The organism is Comamonas sp. 26 (genome assembly GCF_002754475.1).
Lineage (GTDB): Bacteria > Pseudomonadota > Gammaproteobacteria > Burkholderiales > Burkholderiaceae_C > Comamonas.
In genome coordinates this window covers 1,494,133-1,510,152 of record NZ_PEFL01000001.1, presented here as the reverse complement: position 1 = coordinate 1,510,152, position 16,020 = coordinate 1,494,133, and the positions used below count along the sequence as shown (strand labels likewise).

Here is a 16,020-nt window from a genome sequence, read left to right as displayed (position 1 = left end):
GCCTCTTTGCCCCAAAAAATTCAACGCTCCAGCCGTCTTATTAGGACTTGGCGGCGCGCCCTTTGAAATTCACAATCGGTGCCAGACGCACGTCACGCAGCTCATCCAGTGTGAAGCCCATCACATTCATCGGCGCAGGCTCACGCTTTTTGCTAACGCGCACGCCCGGCTTGGGAGGAGGCTCATCACTCCAGACGAGCTGCCAGCCACCTTCTTCAGAACGCTCCAGCGTGCCACGAAATTTCTTGCGGTTTGCATTGATCTTTTCACCGCCAGCCGCCCCAATGGGAGCCTTGAGCGTCAAGTCCACTTCAGAGCCTTCAAAACGAATGAAGTCCTGCTCATGGCGCAATAAACGATCAATCCCTGGAGACGAGACCTCCAGACGGGCGTAATCCGCGCCATCGACTTCCAGAGCGAACTGGAGCTGACGCGTGACCTTTTCGCAGTCTTCCACTGTCACGAACTGATCGGGCAGCTCAGGCGCACCTTCCTCCGGCGCCTGCCAAGGCAAATCAATCGTGATGCGCAGCAAGCCACCTGCTGTGCGTTCAATTTCGACCAAGTCATAACCTAGACCTGTCACGGTTTGTTCAACGATTTGCTGTAGTGCCACGTGTATTCAGTTCAATCCCGAAAAAATTCGTCAAATCATGGACTTAGCTCTGTTTTAAACAGGTCCAGCCATGAATTGCCCAAAAAAAACGGGCGGTATGTACCCGCCCGTTTGGTCGTGAAGCCGCAATTGTAGCCGCAAACCATTGTTTTCGCACAAACTAGCTCGCATAAAACAGCTGTCAGCGCAAGACTTCCTGCAAGTCATCAGCGCGTAACAAGCGCTGCAGCAAATCTTGCGCCTCCTGTACATCGGCAGGCCTAGCTGCTGCATCCTGCGGCAGCGACTGCAACATGCGAGCCAGCACGCCCGCCTGAGGTAGCACAGGCCCCATAAACTTGGCCTGACTTCCCTGCCCCACCAGAATGGATGGGAAAGTCTCTATATCCAAATCACCGGCCACATCTTCGCGGTCTTCCACATCGAGCCAGACAAAGCGCATTTCCGGAAACTGCGCGGCCAGCGCCTCAAAGGACTGCTGGTATTGCTTGCAGGTGCCGCACCAGGCGGCGCAGAGGCAGACCACCAACCATTCGTCGGCTTTTATATTTTTTTGTGTCATTTCAACAAACTCTGGGCCAGCGTTGGCTCACCCCTTTAATCAGTCACCGTAATGTTAGCGGCTTATCAATCACTTGATAGCTGCATCAGGCATCGCTGCAGCCTTGCAAACAGGCTTACTCTTGAATCCATTGCGCTCAGCCCCTATGATTTTTAACAACTGATAAATGGCGCACCGCCCAAGTCGTGGCTTTGCGCCCATTCGATCTTTATTTAGAGGATTGGTGACTCCATGGATTACAAGGACTATTACAAGATACTTGGCGTGGACAAAAAAGCCTCCGCCGACGAAATCAAAAAGGCCTACCGAAAGCTCGCACGCAAATACCACCCCGACATCAGCAAAGAAAAAGATGCAGCTGCACGCATGGCAGAAGTAAACGAAGCCAATACCGTGCTCTCTGACCCCGAGAAACGCGCCGCCTATGACGCCATGGGGGACGAGATGCAGTTTGCTCAAAGCTCAAGAGCTCAAGGCGGCGGCGGTTTTCGCCCACCACCCAACTGGGATCAGCAGGACTTTCATTTCAGCAGCCAGTCAGATTCAGGCAGCGACGCCGATTTCAGCGACTTTTTCTCGCAAATGTTCGGCCAGGCTGCACGCACCCGGCGTCATCAAAGCCAGCAAGGCACCCGCAGCACGCCCGATCTGCGCGGGCAGGATCAGCACGCCAGCATCGAACTGGATTTACAGGACAGCTACAGCGGAGCCGTTCGCTCCCTGCATCTGAGGACTACCGTGCTTGACGAGCAAGGCATACCCACCATCAAGGACAAGGAGCTTCAGGTCAGCATTCCCAAGGGGGTTCGTGAAGGTCAGATGATTCGGCTGGCCCGCCAAGGCAACCCAGGCCTAGGCAAGGGTGAGCCCGGAGACTTGCTGCTGGAAGTGCATTTTCGCAACGACCCGCGCTGGTGGTCGGAAGGCAAGGATGTTTATCAGCGCGTGCCACTGGCACCTTGGGAAGCCGAGCTGGGCGGCCCCATCCCCTTCAAGACATTAGCCGGAGAGCTGGAGGTCACCGTACCGGCCGGATATCGATCCGGGCGCAAGCTGCGCATCAAAGGCAAGGGGCTGCCAGCCGCCACGCCCGGTGATCTGTATCTGGTGCTGGAGGTGGTGTTCCCACCCGCCGCAACCCCTGCGCAAAAACAGGCTTATGCGGACTTCGCCAAAGCCTTCCCGCAGTTTGACGCGCGCAGCCTGAATTGAAAGGTTTCTCATGAACACCTCACTTACACCTTTCTCTGAGCCTGCAGAGCTGCTGGACCAGACCATGCTGAGCCTGCATGAACTAGCCCGCCACTGCAGCACCAGCCCCCAATGGGTGATTGAGCATGTGCAGACCGGCATCATCGGCTACGACAACGACGGCAGCACAGCAGCCGCAATCAGCCATGAGCAGTGGCGCTTCAGCAGCCAGTCGCTGGCACGGGCACGCCGTATTGCCCAGCTGGAGCACAGCTTTGATGCCGACCCGCAGCTCGCGGCGCTGACCGCCGACCTGATCGAAGAAGTGCAGTTGTTGCGCCGCAAGCTACTCAATCTTCAGCGCTGAACTGGCGCGCCATAAAACAAAAAGCCCTCGCACGTAAGTGACGAGGGCTTTTTTGCAGGGCCACGCAAGCGCAGCCTGCTGCAGCAATTAACCGTGGCGCTTGCCAGCTTGCTTCTTGCTGCGAGTGTGCGAACCACGCTCCAGGCTCACGCGCTGACCACGGCCTTGAGTAGGCAGTGTCACGCCGTTAGGCGCTTGGGGACGGGGAGTGGCCTTGCGGTCTGCTTCGGTAACGATCTTATTGCCCATGTCGAATTCTCAATTGGTCGGTTGAAAAACGTTAATTAGGCCACAGCCAGAGAATTCGCGCCAAATAAATACAAATTTTCGAGTAAGGATTCAATGTTTTTCAACGCTGACCCCGTATTTGAAACGAAAAATCTTCCTGTATTTCAATCATTTAGCGTCAAAATCATTGCCAGATAAGCGCTATACGCTATCAATTCCAGATGGCTATTACAGGCTGCACTTCGCCCGCAGCCTCTACCAATTTACGGGTATAGCCCTCTTGCGGCGCCAGCAGCACTTGCTGCACCGCGCCCTGCTCCACGATCTGACCGTCCTTCATCACCAGCACCTCATGGGCCATGGCGCGAATCACATCCACATCATGGGTGATGAGCAGATAGGCCAGCCCGCGCTCTTTTTGCAGCCGCTGCAGCAGCGCCAGCACCTGCTGCTGAATGGTCACATCGAGGGCACTGGTGGGTTCATCCAGCACCAGCACCTCGGGCTCCATGATGAGCGCCCGCGAAATGGCCAGCCGCTGCCGTTGCCCGCCCGAGAACTCATGCGGATAGCGCTGCAGCAAGCCGGGGAACTGTGCCTCGGTCATCCCCACCTCAGCCAGCATCTGCACCACACGCTCGCGACGCTGGTCGGTGCTTAGCTCTGGGGCGTGGATTTGCAGGCCTTCGCCCACGATTTCCTCTACCGTCATGCGTGGCGACAGCGAGGAAAACGGGTCTTGAAACACCACCTGAATTTTGCGGCGCAGCGCCAGATTGGCGGCGCTATTGCGAATGGCAGGTTGCTGCCATTGCTGACCCGCCACCTGCAACTCGCCGCCATAGGGAAGCAGCCCCAGCACGGCCTGGGCCAGCGTGGATTTGCCGGAACCCGACTCGCCAATCACTCCCAGCGTTCTGGCGGGCTTGAGCGCCATATCCGCGCCCTTGACAGCAACAAACGCCCCTTTTTTGAACCAGCCACGAATACCCGGCAGCGGCGTGGCGTAGCTCACCTGCAGCGCCTTGGCCTGCACCACAGTCAGCGTATCGACCGGCACAGGCCCATCATTCACATCGCGCACGGGCTTGCTGGCCAGCAGCTTGCGGGTGTAGGCGTGCTGCGGGTTTTGCATGACAGCGGCCACAGCGCCCTGCTCGACCAGCACGCCTTTTTCCATCACCGCCACCCGATCGGCAAAGCGGCGCACCAGATTCAGGTCATGCGTAATCATCAGCACGGCCATGCCGGTCTGGCGCTGCAGATCAGCCAGCAGATCCAGAATCTGGCCGCGCAGCGTCACGTCCAGCGCCGTGGTGGGCTCATCGGCCAATAACAAGCGTGGGCGGCTAGCCAGCGCCATGGCAATCATGGCGCGCTGGCGTTGGCCGCCGCTGAGCTGGTGCGGAAAGCTTTGCGCACGGCGCTGTGGCTCGGGAATGCCGGTCGTCGCCAGCAACTCCACTGCCTGCTTAAGCGCCTGTGCCTTGCTCAGCGCCTGTTTGAGCTGCAACACCTCGGCCACTTGCGCGCCCACCGTCATCAGCGGGTTGAGCGCCGTCATAGGCTCCTGAAAGATCATGGCGATATCACCGCCGCGCACGGCATGTATCTCGCGCTCTGAAAGACGTAGCAGGTCGCGTCCGTCCAGCAAGGCCTGACCGCTTAATTGACCATCCCCCACCAGTCGCAGCAAAGACAGGGCTGTGACGGACTTCCCCGAGCCCGATTCACCCACCAGCGCCAGCTTTTCACCAGCCGCCATGTCAAAACTCACGCCCTGAACCACGGGCTTGCCCGCAAAAGACACGCTCAGGTCGCGCACCGAAAGCAGCGTGCCTGCCTTTTTCACCTCAAATTTTTCCCGGCTCATGGCTTGCCTCCCGCACTTTTGGCCGCAGCGCTGCGCGCCTGCTTGCGAGGGTCCAGTGCATCGCGCAGGGCATCGCCCATAAAGGTCAGCAGCAGCAAACTGATGACAAGCACGGCAAAGGTGGACAGAGAAATCCACCACGCATCAATATTGTTTTTGCCCTGACTCAACAGCTCACCCAGGCTGGGTGTGCCGGGCGGGACGCCCAGCCCCAAAAAGTCCAGCGACGTCAGCGCCAGAATGGCCCCGCTCATGCGAAAGGGCAGAAAGGTGATCACCGGCGTCATGCTGTTGGGCAGAATGTGGCGAAAGATGATAGAGCGATTGCTGGCACCCAGCGCCTGGGCAGATTTGACATAGTCAAGCTGGCGATTGCGGAAGAATTCGGCCCGCACATAGTCTGCCAGACCCATCCAGCCAAACAGGCTGAGCAAGACCAGCAGCAACGACACGCTGGGCGCAAACAGCGCACTGAAGATGATGAGCAGGTATAGCTCGGGCATGGAGCCCCAGATTTCTGTAAAGCGCTGAAAGGCCAGGTCAGTCTTGCCGCCAAAAAAGCCCTGCACGGCCCCGGCCAGCACGCCCAGCAGCACGCCCACCACCGTCAGCGCCAACCCGAACAGCACGCTGACGCGAAAGCCGTAGATGAGCTGCGCCAGCAGATCGCGCCCCCGGTCGTCCGTGCCCAGCCAGTTATCGGCCGATGGGGCAGAGGGGTTAGGCTGCTTGGCAAAGTAGTTGATGGTGGCTTTGCCGTAGCGGTTGATGGGAAAAATGGCCCAGTTGCCTCCCTCGCTCAGCTTTTGCTGAATAAAGGGATCGAGGTAGTCCGTGGGCGTATGAAAGTCACCGCCAAAAGTGGTCTCGGGGTAGTCATTGAGCAGCGGCAGATAGGTCTGCCCCTCATAGCGTACGAGGAGAGGCTTGTCGTTGGAGAGCACTTCTGCAAACAGGCTGAGCACGACCAGCACCGCAAAAACTATCAGACTGACAAAGCCCAGCCGGTTGGATTTAAAGCGTCGCCAGGCCCTGCGCCCCGGCGATTCCGACTGGACAGCAGTAGGTGCTGGCGGCACGACTTTCACTCCTGCATTCATAGCTGGCTGCGTTTTAAGAGTCTGGGCTTGAGGCTGTTTTTGCATGAAATCAGTCGAACTTGACCCGGGGATCAACCCAGACATAGCAAAGATCGCTGATGAGCTTGGTCACCAGCCCGATCAGCGTGAACAGATACAGCGTGCCCAGCACCACGGGGAAATCGCGGCGAATCACGCTTTCGTAGCTGAGCAGACCCAGGCCGTCGAGCGAAAACAGCGTCTCGATCAGCAGCGCCCCTGCGAAGAAGGCGCCAATAAAGGCGGACGGGAAGCCGGTGACGATGGGAATCAGCGCATTGCGAAACACATGCTTGTAGAGCACCTGCCGCTCCGAGAGGCCCTTGGCCCTTGCCGTCAACACGTATTGCTTGCGGATTTCTTCCAAAAAGGAGTTCTTGGTCAACATGGCCGTGACCGCAAAACTACCCGCCACCATGGCCGTCACGGGCAGCGCGATATGCCAGAGGTAATCCACCACCTGGCCTAGGGTGCTGAGTTCATCAAAGTTCGATGAGGTCAGCCCCCGCAGCGGGAACCATTGCAGCTGACCGCCAAAAACCACCAGCAGGGCCACGCCCAGCACAAAGCCGGGGATGGCATAGCCCACCAGAATCAACACCGTGGTGGCCAGATCAAAGCGCGAGCCGGCCCGCACGGCCTTGGCAATGCCCAGCGGCACGGCGACCAGATAGCTGATGAAAAACGTCCACAAACCCAGACTGATGGAAACAGGCAGTTTTTCCTTGACCAAGGCCCACACGCTTTTGTTCTGAAAGAAGCTGGTGCCCAGATCAAAGCGTGCAAACTGACCCAGCATCTGCATAAAGCGCTCGACAGGCGGCTTGTCAAAGCCATACAGGGCCTTGATTTCTTCAAGCCGCTTGGGGTCCACTCCCTGCCCGCCGCGATAGCTCATGGATGCGCCTTCAACCCCGCGACCCGCGCCGGCTTTGGCTTCTGCCAGATATTGCTCTACGGGGCCACCGGGCACAAACTGAATGACGACGAAGGTCAGCAGCAGCACACCCAGCAGCGTGGGGATCATCAGCAAGATGCGTTTGAGAATATAGGCAAACATGGCATCGTCAGGTCAGGGTTTGGTGGGGGCGGAAGGCGCGGTCTGCGGTGGCTGCTTGGCCCAGGCGGCATAGACCACCCACAGTTCACCCGGCGAATAAGGCGGAATCTTCCCCGGCAGGGCCAGCCTCCAGTCGTCATACACCATGCGGTGCTTTCCAGAGAAGTACTGCGGAATCAGGTAGTGGCCGTGCACGATGATGCGCTCCAACGCGTGGCAGGCAGGCAGCATCTGCTGCTCGGATTTGGCCGACGCCATCTTGGCGATGATGGCGTCAACCGCCTTGCTTTTCAGGCCGACATAATTCGATCCACCTTCAACATCGGCGGCGGCGCTGCCGAACAGCTCTGCATATTCCTGCCCCGGGTTGTGCGTGCCGGGCACGTTCAGCGTCACGATGTCGAAGTCGTATTTGTCCATGCGCTGTTGATAGAGGGCGTAGTCCACATTGCGCACCTTGAGCGTGATACCCAGCTTTTCCAGATTGCGCATCCAGCTGCTCACAATCTTGACGCTGCTTTCGCCGCTATCCAGGTACTCGATCTCCATGTGCTCGCCAGCAGCGTTGCGCAGTGCTCCATCCTTGACGTTCCAGCCGGCATCGGCCAGCAGCTTCTGCGCGCGGCGCAGGTTTCCGCGCAGGCCGTCGCCAGTATCGGTGCGCGGCGGCTGGGCCATGGGACCCAATGTGTCGGGCGGCAAACTGGCCTTGTAGGGCTGCAGCAGCGCCAGCTCTTGCTCGGTGGGCTCACCCGTGGTTTCGCAGGCCGTGTTGCCAAACAGGCCATGCACGCGCTGGTAGGCGCCGTAGAACATCTGGCGGTTCATCCACTCGTAGTCGTAGGCCAGGCCCAGCGCCTCGCGCACACGCACATCTTTGAGCTGATCGCGCCGTGTGTTCAAGAAAAAGCTCTGAAAGCCAGAGGGCAGCTTGTTCTCAAACTCACCCTTGACCAGCTCGCCCGAACTAAAGCGCTTGCCCGTCAACCGCCGCGCCCAGTCGCCTGCGCTGTTGATGCGCATCAGATCAAACTCGCCCGCCTTCAGCGCCTCCAGCCGCGCCGTCCCGTCTTTGTAGATCTTGATGGTGATGCGGTCAAAATTGCCCTGCCCTACGCGCACCGGCAGCGCAGCACCCCAGTAAGCGGGGTCGCGCACATAGGTAATGTCCTTGCCAAACTTGACCGGGCCAATTTTGTAGGGGCCACTGCCAATGGGTATATCCGTCACCACTTGGTCAAAAGGCTTGGGCTTGCCATTCGCATCCAGCCCCCAGTCGCGGCTGAACACCGGCAGGGCTGCACCAACGGTCAGCGGCAAATCTCGGTTGGGCTTTTTAAAGCGAAAGCGCACCGTGCGTTCATCCAGCACATCGCAGCCATCCACCTCGGCAAACAGGGTCTTGTAGCCGGGCGATGCGTATTTGCTCAGCAGCATCTCGTAGCTGTGCTTGACATCCTGCGCCAGCACGGGCTTGCCGTTGTGAAAGCGCGCCTGCTTGCGCAACCTGAAGGTGGCAGATAGGCCGTCGGCAGCCACCTCCACATCTTCAGCCAACAGGCCATAGCCCGTGGCGGTTTCATCCAAGCTGGGCGCCAGCAGCGTCTCCAGCAGCATGTCCCCCACATAGGCGGGCGGCGAGCCTTTGATGGTGAAGGGGTTGTACTTGTCAAAGGTGGAGTAACGCAGATTACTCACCATGCGCAACTCGCCGCCCTTAGGGGCAGCCGGATTCACATAATCAAAGTGCTTGAAGTCAGCCGCATACCGCGGCTCGCCCCATAGTGCATAGGCATGTGCCGCCAGAGCTGGCGTGGCAACTTGGCTGCAGGCAATCAGGGCTGAACAAATCATCCAATGGCGCATGCGACAATTCTGCACTACCCCGACTGATTCGCACCCAGTTCGAGCGGATACGTTTTCAAAGATTGCGCCCCCACCACAGGTGGCGCAATCCTCTCTTTTCATTTTCTCTGGAGATCAACCATGGGTTTTCTCGCCGGTAAAAAGCTGCTGATCACGGGCGTTCTGTCCAACCGTTCCATCGCCTACGGCATCGCCAAGGCCTGCCACGCACAAGGCGCCGAGCTGGCTTTCAGCTATGTAGGCGAACGCTTCAAGGACCGCATCACCGAGTTCGCAGCCGACTTTGACTCCAAGCTGATTTTTGATTGCGACGTGGGCAGCGATGAGCAAATCGAGAAGATGTTTGCCGATCTTGGCGCAGCCTGGGGCAAGTTCGACGGTTTTGTGCACTCCATCGGTTTTGCACCCCGCGAAGCCATTGCAGGCAACTTCCTCGATGGTCTGTCGCGCGAAAACTTCCGCATTGCGCACGACATCAGCGCTTACAGCTTCCCCGCCATGGCCAAGGCTGCCATGCCGCTGCTGAACGACAAGTCCTCGCTGCTGACCTTGTCCTACCTGGGCGCTCTGCGCTCCATCCCCAACTACAACACCATGGGTCTGGCCAAGGCATCGCTGGAAGCCTCCGTGCGCTACCTGGCTGAAGCCGTGGGCCGCACCGAAGACGGCCGCGCCATCCGCGCCAACGGCATCTCCGCCGGCCCCATCAAGACTCTGGCGGCCTCGGGCATCAAGGACTTCGGCAAGCTGCTGGGCCGCGTGGCCGATGCATCGCCCCTGCGCCGCAACGTGACGATTGAAGACGTGGGCAATGTCGCCGCCTTCCTGCTGTCCGATCTGGCATCGGGCGTGACTGCCGAAATCACCTATGTGGACGGCGGCTTCAGCCAGACGGCCGGCCTATCTGCCGATCAGGTCTAAACCCTCAAAGCTGACGCTTTCAAAGCCCCGCAGGTTGAAAAGCCTGCGGGGCTTTTTATTTGGCGCTTGTGCTTTTCGCTTTGTGTTTTATGCCACGCCAAAGACATCTTCGCCCTCGCCCTACAAGCAAAGCCGAGCACTGCCGCTATGGTTTCAAGGTGTTTCAACCACCACCTCAAGAGGATTGCCATGCCCTACCGCTTTCTGCTTCTCGCCCTCTCCACCGCTGCACTGGCTGCATGCAGCACCCCCGCGCCTCAGCCCGCGCAGGCCATTGCCAAGCTGCAAGCCACCTCGGGCAGCAAAGTCAGCGGTGATGTGAAGTTCACCCAGAAAGACGGCCAGCAGCTCATGATCAGTGCGGTGATTTATGGCCTCAAGCCCAATTCAGAGCACGGTTTCCACATCCATGACAAGGGCGATTGCGGCGACAACGGTAATGCCGCAGCGGGTCATTTCAACCCCATGGGCAACCCGCATGGCAAATATGACACCACCCAGCACCATATGGGCGACCTACCCAGCCTGAAGGCCGACTCCAACGGCGTCGCCACCGTCAATGTGCAGTCGCGTGACCTCACCTTGCTGGCCGGCCCGGGCAATGTGATTGACCGCGCCGTCATCGTTCACGCCCAGCCCGATGACTACAGCACCCAGCCCACAGGCAACGCCGGTGCCCGCATTGCCTGCGCCGTGATTACGCGCGACTAAGTCCACTCACGCACTGCAAAGCCGCTGCCTACAGGTAGCGGCTTTTTATGATTTATCGGCTTCAATCCCTTTCATGGTAAGCGGTAGTAGCTACTCTTTTGATACCAAAGTAGACACCGCATCGACAACTGGCACCCGCCGCCCTGGCATGGGTCGCCTGCCCACCGGGAGATCGCCATGCCTGCGCTGCCGCCTATTTCGCTGCCCAAGTCTCTGAACGGGTTTCTTCGCTGCCTGCTCTGTGCCTGCCTTTGTCTGAGTTTTCCGATACAGGCTCAACCCGCAGCACAACCGCCATCACTAATGCTGGCCCATATCTGGCGCCAAGGATTGCCACTGCAGGACTACTGGGTCAGCGAAAAGCTGGACGGCGTGCGCGGCTACTGGAACGGCCGCCAGCTCATTAGCCGCGGCGGGCAGGCAATTGCAGCGCCAGCTTGGTTCACCCAAGGCTGGCCCAGCACACCCATGGATGGCGAGCTCTGGGCCGGGCGCGGCCAATTTCCCCATGCCCAGTCCACCACAGCGCAGACCCAGCCCGGCGATGCAGCCTGGCGGCGCATGCAGTTCATGGTGTTTGATCTGCCAGCAGCTGCTGGCAGTTTTGACGAACGCCTGCCGCTGCTCAAACAGACCGTGGCCAAAATCAACCAGCCTTGGGTGCAGATGGTGGCCCAGCAAAAACTGAGCAGTGACGCACAACTGCAGGCCTTGCTGAATCATGTCGTCAAAGATGGCGCTGAAGGCCTGATGCTGCACAAAGGCAGCGCGCCCTATCGCAGCGGGCGCAGCGATGACCTACTCAAGCTCAAACCGTTTGACGACGCCGAAGCACGCGTTATTGGCTACAAACCCGGACGCGGCCAGTGGCAGGGCATGACAGGCGCGCTCATCGTGCAAAGCCCGCAGGGCTTGCAGTTTGCGCTGGGCTCGGGCCTGAATGCCGAGCAGCGCAAAAATCCACCGTCACTGGGCAGCTGGGTCACCTACCGTTATCAAGGCCTGCATGAGAAAAGCGGCCTGCCGCGCTTCGCACGCTTTGTGCGGGTACGGGACGAACTGGGGTTTCAGCCAGAAGTTGGCGCACGATAAATCGCGGTAAATTCAAAATTCATAGCTGCTTGTGATTGATGGAAAAGCGATACAGCCACTGTTCATTCAAAACCTCAAACCAGCTGTGCACCCAGCTCTCGCGCCGCCTGCAACACGTTTTTCACATAACGCTCGTCATAGCGGTGCGCAGGCATCGTCAGCGTCAAAGCTGCGGCCAACTCCCCACTCTGGCGGAACACAGGGGCTGAGATACCGGCAATTTCGCTGTGCCTGTCACCCACCAAGGCCTCGTAGCCATCGGCTCGCACCCGCGCATAGTGGTTGCGGTTTTTCTGCTGCCAGTCACCCAACTCCGGGTCAAAAGCCACCAATACGCGCCCGCCCGCGCCCTTGTCCAGTGGCAGCAAATCACCCGCGCGCGCATGGTCACGCACGGGGTGCGGTGAATCCACGCGGTACAGGCACAGCCTCTCCTTGCCCTGGCGCACATGGTAGGCAGCGCTCTCGCCCGTGGCCTGCACCAGAGATTTGAGTACCGGCATGACCACGCTGTCCAGCGAAAAGTTCTGCGCATACACCCTGTGCAAGCGCTCCACGGCCGGCCCTACCGCATAGCGACCATCGTCCAGCCTGCTAATCCAGCCGCCGTGCTCCAGGGATGCCAGCAGGCGCAGCACCGTGCTTTTGTACAAGCGAGTGCGTTCGGCCAACTGGGCCAGGCTCAAGCCGTCATCACCATCACCAAATGCCGCCAGCAGACTCAAGGCCCGGTCAACCGCAGCCACGCCACCGGGTGCCGCGTTTTCATCGGCAAGGGATTCAGTTTGAGATTTACGCGGCATGAAAACTCCAACCCTGCAGCTTGACAGGACATCAGGACGCAAGGCAATATTTCAACAGAGAGAACTTTGTTCTATTAGATAGAACTCATTACAACACTGCCTTTGCTGTAAAGCAAGCATTGAATTCAGGTCAGGCACCCCATGTCATCTCCATCTCGTTTCGACGTCTTGATCAGCGAAGTCGGTCCCCGCGACGGTCTGCAATCGATCTCCACCTCCATGAGCACCGCCCACAAATGCGCATGGATCGACGGTCTGGTTGCCTCGGGTCTGCAGGAGATAGAAGTCGGCTCCTTTGTCTCGCCCAAGCTCTTGCCGCAGATGGCCGATGCCGCCCAAATCGTCGCCCATGCCATCCAGCACAGCGGCGTCACCGTCATGGCTCTGGTGCCCAATATCAAAGGCGCAGAAGCGGCCATGCGCGCTGGCGTGCACAAGATCACCTTGCCTGTGTCGGCCAGCCCAGCCCATTCCATGGCCAATGTGCGCAAGACGCCCCAGCAGATGGTAGAGGAAGTGCGCGCCATTGCCCAGTTCCGCGACGACCTTGCGCCACAGGTGTATATCGAGGCGGGCATCTCCACCGCTTTTGGCTGCACGCTGCAAGGCTTGGTGCCCGAAGACGATGTGATTGCGCTGGCCGTGGCCTGCGTACAGGCAGGAGCAGATGAATCAGGCCTGTCTGATACTACGGGCATGGCTAACCCGGCACAGGTCAAGCGCCTGTTCACGCGGCTGCGCAGCGAACTGGGTGATCACGCAGGTGCCGCCCACATGCACAACACGCGTGGCCTGGGTCTGGCTAATTGCCTTGCCGCCTATGAAGCCGGTGTGCGCACCTTCGATTCTTCCCAGGCCGGGCTGGGCGGCTGCCCCTACGCACCCGGGGCCTCGGGCAATGTGGTGACAGAAGACCTGGTCTTTATGTTCGAAGCCATGGGCATACGTACCGGCATTGATATTGAGCGACTGCTTGCTGCGCGAAATGCGCTGGCCGCTGGCCTGCCGGGCGAGGCGCTTTACGGCATGCTGCCACCTGCGGGCCTGCCCAAAGGCTTTGTGCCTCATCCGTATTCCACGCACTGATCCCAAACAACAAACGAGATTCACATGCACTCCTCCAGCAATTCCCCAAGCCCCGCCAGCGCCCTGCCCTACGCCGGTATTCGCGTGGTCGAATTCACCCACATGGTCATGGGCCCTAGCTGCGGACTCATGCTGGCCGACCTGGGTGCCGAAGTCATCAAGGTCGAGCCCGTGGGCCATGGCCGCAATGGTGACGCCACGCGCAAGCTGCTGGGCTCAGGCTCCGGTTTCTTCCCGCTGTTCAACCGCAACAAGAAAAGCCTGACCCTGGATTTGCAGACCCCCGAAGGCAAGGAAGCCGCTCTCAAACTGATTGCCACCGCCGATGTGGTGACCGAGAACTTCAAGCCCGGCACTATGCAAAAGCTGGGGCTGGACTATGAAAGCCTCAAAGAGCAGTTCCCCCGCCTGATTTATGTGAGCCACAAGGGCTTTCTGCCCGGCCCCTACGAGCACCGCACGGCCCTCGATGAAGTGGTGCAGATGATGGGCGGCCTAGCCTATATGACGGGCCGCCCCGGCGATCCGCTGCGCGCCGGCACCAGCGTCAACGACATCATGGGCGGCATGTTCGGTGCCATGGGAGCCATGGCGGCTCTTGCACAGCGCGAAAAAACCGGCCAGGGGCAAGAAGTACAAAGTGCACTGTTTGAAAACAATGTCTTTCTGATTGCCCAGCACATGATGCAGTACGCCGTCACCGGCCAACCCGCCGCCCCCATGCCCGCACGCATCTCTGCCTGGGCCATTTACGACGTGTTCGAAGTCAAGGACGGCGAGCAGATTTTTCTGGCCGTGGTCAGCGACGGCGCCTGGCGCGAGTTCTGCAACGCTTTCGACCTTACCGAGCTGCACAGCGACCCGCGCCTGGGCAGCAACAACGACCGCGTACAGGCCCGCAGCTGGCTGATGCCGCTGCTGCGCGAAAAAATGGCGGCTTACAGCGCCGCACAGATCGCCCAGGTATTTGAGAAAAAAGGCCTGCCGTTTGCACCCATTGTTCGCCCCCACGATCTGCTGGACGACCCGCACCTGAACGCCACTGGCGCACTGGCACCCATCCAGCTACCCGATGGCCGCGAGAGCAAAACCGTGCTGCTGCCGCTGACCCTGGACGGCAAGCACCTGGAGGTGCGCCTGTCCCCACCCAAGCTAGGTGAGCACAGCCTGGAGATTCTGACTGCTCTTGGCTATAGCCCAGAACAAGCCCGTGCTTTAGCACAAGGCCAGGCCGCCTGAGCCAACACCGGCCATGAAAAGCCGATGCTGCAACCACCGCTGACGCCCCCGCGTTACTGAACACCGCGCGAACCCATCGCGCTACCCCAACCCAACCCTGGAACAGGACGCTTGCCGTGCCTGCAGGGATGGCTATTACCCAAAATTTCTACATCTCAGGAGACAAGACCATGAAACACCATTCCTTATTCAACCCCACAAAACCTGGCATCAGCCGCCGTCAGGCGCTTGCTGCTGCAGCCTTGATGGCGATGACTGCTGGCTCTGCACTGGCCCAGCCCACACCATGGCCTGCCAAAGCACTTCGCATGGTCGTACCCTTTACCCCGGGTGGCGGCACCGATGCGGTGGCCCGCCTGATCAGCGAGCGCGTGAGCACGGCCAACCACTGGACGATGGTGGTGGAAAACAAGCCCGGCGCGGGCGGCAATATCGGCCTGGACACCGTGGCCAAGGCAGCGTCCGACGGCTATACCTTCGGCCTGGGCCAGACGGCCAACCTGGCCATCAACCCCGCCCTGCTGCCCAGCATGCCCTTCAACCCCAAGACGGATCTACTGCCTGTAGCCCTGGTAGCGGCCCAGCCCGTGGTGTTGGTCGTTCCCGCCGATTCGCCATGGAAGTCGATTCAGGATTTGATCAAGGCTGCCAAAGCCGAGCCCGGCAATATCAAGCAAGGTCTGGCCTCCACCGGCACCGTAGGCCATCTGGCGGGCGAAATGCTGTCCTTCAAGGCCGGTATCAAGGTGCTCAATATTCCCTACAAAGGCGCAGCACCCGCCATCACGGACTTGCTGGGCAAGCAAACGCATTACATGTTCGGAACGCCGCAGGCGGTCTACCCCATGCTCAAGGGCAAACGCCTGCGTGCTCTGGCCGTCAGCTCGACCAAACGCCTGACCATACTGCCCGACGTGCCCACCGTGGCCGAATCCGGCTTTCCCGGCTTTGAAGCCGTGGACTGGAAGCTGATCGTCGCCCCCAAGAACACAAATACCGAGATTGCCAAAAAGCTCAATGCTGCGGTCAGCAAGGCCTTGCAGGATCCTGCCGTGCTCAAGCAGCTGCAGGACGAAGGCAGCACGCCCATGGGCGGCAGCATGCAGGACGCGGCGAACTATCTGCAAAAAGAACAAAACAGCTGGGCAACGCTGATTCGAGACGCCAAAATTCAGCTGGAATAGGTGCTTTTCACTCATAAATCAATAGCTTCTTGCGACTTATCCCATTGGGTTTCAACGTTGATTAATGCTTAAACCCATTGATCACAATCACTAGCAGCTATCT

At 59.3% G+C, this 16,020-nt stretch carries 16 protein-coding genes; 8 read left to right on the top strand and 8 right to left on the bottom strand.

Annotation, left to right across the window (positions count from 1 at the left end; translation table 11 throughout):
• Positions 1–40: 40 nt before the first annotated feature.
• Positions 41–616 carry a ribosome maturation factor RimP gene (rimP, locus tag CLU84_RS06925; protein WP_099736562.1) on the bottom strand — a complete coding sequence of 192 codons (576 nt, stop codon included), beginning with the start codon at positions 614–616 and terminating at the stop codon, positions 41–43.
• 181 nt (positions 617–797) lie between these two features.
• Positions 798–1,178 (bottom strand): thioredoxin family protein, encoded by a 381-nt coding sequence (locus CLU84_RS06920; RefSeq protein ID WP_099736561.1) that lies wholly within the window; start codon positions 1,176–1,178, stop codon positions 798–800.
• Positions 1,179–1,409: 231 nt separating this feature from the next.
• Between CLU84_RS06920 and CLU84_RS06915 the strand changes: the two genes are divergently transcribed.
• Together CLU84_RS06915 and CLU84_RS06910 are read left to right on the top strand one after the other, a co-directional pair.
• Positions 1,410–2,390, top strand: coding sequence for a DnaJ C-terminal domain-containing protein (locus CLU84_RS06915; protein WP_099736560.1), 981 nt, complete (start codon positions 1,410–1,412; stop codon positions 2,388–2,390).
• A gap of 10 nt (positions 2,391–2,400) precedes the next feature.
• On the top strand, positions 2,401–2,736 hold the full coding sequence (locus CLU84_RS06910; RefSeq protein WP_099736559.1) for a chaperone modulator CbpM: 336 nt from the start codon (positions 2,401–2,403) through the stop codon (positions 2,734–2,736).
• Between the two features lie 87 nt (positions 2,737–2,823).
• Here the strand turns inward: CLU84_RS06910 and CLU84_RS22155 are convergent, their stop codons facing one another.
• The 5 genes from CLU84_RS22155 to CLU84_RS06890 all read right to left on the bottom strand — a co-directional run bounded on the left by CLU84_RS22155 (position 2,824) and on the right by CLU84_RS06890 (position 8,881).
• Positions 2,824–2,985, bottom strand: a complete 162-nt coding sequence (locus tag CLU84_RS22155; RefSeq protein ID WP_199173700.1) for a hypothetical protein — start codon at positions 2,983–2,985, stop codon at positions 2,824–2,826.
• 190 nt (positions 2,986–3,175) lie between these two features.
• On the bottom strand, positions 3,176–4,837 hold the full coding sequence (locus CLU84_RS06905) for an ABC transporter ATP-binding protein (protein WP_099736558.1): 1,662 nt from the start codon (positions 4,835–4,837) through the stop codon (positions 3,176–3,178).
• Positions 4,834–5,937, bottom strand: a complete 1,104-nt coding sequence (locus tag CLU84_RS06900) for an ABC transporter permease (protein WP_099736557.1) — start codon at positions 5,935–5,937, stop codon at positions 4,834–4,836. Before CLU84_RS06900 ends, CLU84_RS06905 begins: the two co-directional genes overlap by 4 nt.
• A 49-nt stretch (positions 5,938–5,986) precedes the next feature.
• Positions 5,987–7,015: a microcin C ABC transporter permease YejB gene (locus CLU84_RS06895; protein WP_099736556.1), complete on the bottom strand. Its 1,029-nt coding sequence runs from the start codon at positions 7,013–7,015 to the stop codon at positions 5,987–5,989.
• A 12-nt stretch (positions 7,016–7,027) separates the two neighbouring features.
• Positions 7,028–8,881 (bottom strand): extracellular solute-binding protein, encoded by a 1,854-nt coding sequence (locus tag CLU84_RS06890; protein ID WP_099736555.1) that lies wholly within the window; start codon positions 8,879–8,881, stop codon positions 7,028–7,030.
• 120 nt (positions 8,882–9,001) lie between these two features.
• Between CLU84_RS06890 and fabI the strand changes: the two genes are divergently transcribed.
• The 3 genes from fabI to CLU84_RS06870 all read left to right on the top strand — a co-directional run bounded on the left by fabI (position 9,002) and on the right by CLU84_RS06870 (position 11,605).
• Positions 9,002–9,802 carry an enoyl-ACP reductase FabI gene (gene fabI, locus CLU84_RS06885; protein WP_099736554.1) on the top strand — a complete coding sequence of 267 codons (801 nt, stop codon included), beginning with the start codon at positions 9,002–9,004 and terminating at the stop codon, positions 9,800–9,802.
• Between the two features lie 189 nt (positions 9,803–9,991).
• The gene (locus CLU84_RS06875; RefSeq protein WP_099736552.1) at positions 9,992–10,513 is read left to right on the top strand and encodes a superoxide dismutase family protein; all 522 of its coding nucleotides are present in this window, start codon (positions 9,992–9,994) and stop codon (positions 10,511–10,513) included.
• A gap of 177 nt (positions 10,514–10,690) precedes the next feature.
• Positions 10,691–11,605: a DNA ligase gene (locus CLU84_RS06870; RefSeq protein ID WP_099736551.1), complete on the top strand. Its 915-nt coding sequence runs from the start codon at positions 10,691–10,693 to the stop codon at positions 11,603–11,605.
• A 74-nt stretch (positions 11,606–11,679) separates the two neighbouring features.
• Here the strand turns inward: CLU84_RS06870 and CLU84_RS06865 are convergent, their stop codons facing one another.
• Positions 11,680–12,408 carry an IclR family transcriptional regulator gene (locus tag CLU84_RS06865; RefSeq protein ID WP_099736550.1) on the bottom strand — a complete coding sequence of 243 codons (729 nt, stop codon included), beginning with the start codon at positions 12,406–12,408 and terminating at the stop codon, positions 11,680–11,682.
• A gap of 141 nt (positions 12,409–12,549) precedes the next feature.
• Here CLU84_RS06865 and CLU84_RS06860 point away from each other — a divergent pair, with 141 nt between their 5' ends.
• From CLU84_RS06860 to CLU84_RS06850, 3 genes are all read left to right on the top strand, one after another.
• The gene (locus CLU84_RS06860; protein ID WP_099736549.1) at positions 12,550–13,494 is read left to right on the top strand and encodes a hydroxymethylglutaryl-CoA lyase; all 945 of its coding nucleotides are present in this window, start codon (positions 12,550–12,552) and stop codon (positions 13,492–13,494) included.
• Positions 13,495–13,518: 24 nt separating this feature from the next.
• Entirely contained in the window at positions 13,519–14,733 is a 1,215-nt protein-coding gene (locus tag CLU84_RS06855) for a CaiB/BaiF CoA-transferase family protein (RefSeq protein WP_099736548.1), read from the top strand.
• A 245-nt stretch (positions 14,734–14,978) separates the two neighbouring features.
• Complete coding sequence (locus CLU84_RS06850) at positions 14,979–15,917, top strand: tripartite tricarboxylate transporter substrate binding protein (RefSeq protein WP_233210107.1); 939 nt, start codon at positions 14,979–14,981, stop codon at positions 15,915–15,917.
• The last annotated feature ends 103 nt before the right edge of the window (positions 15,918–16,020 follow it).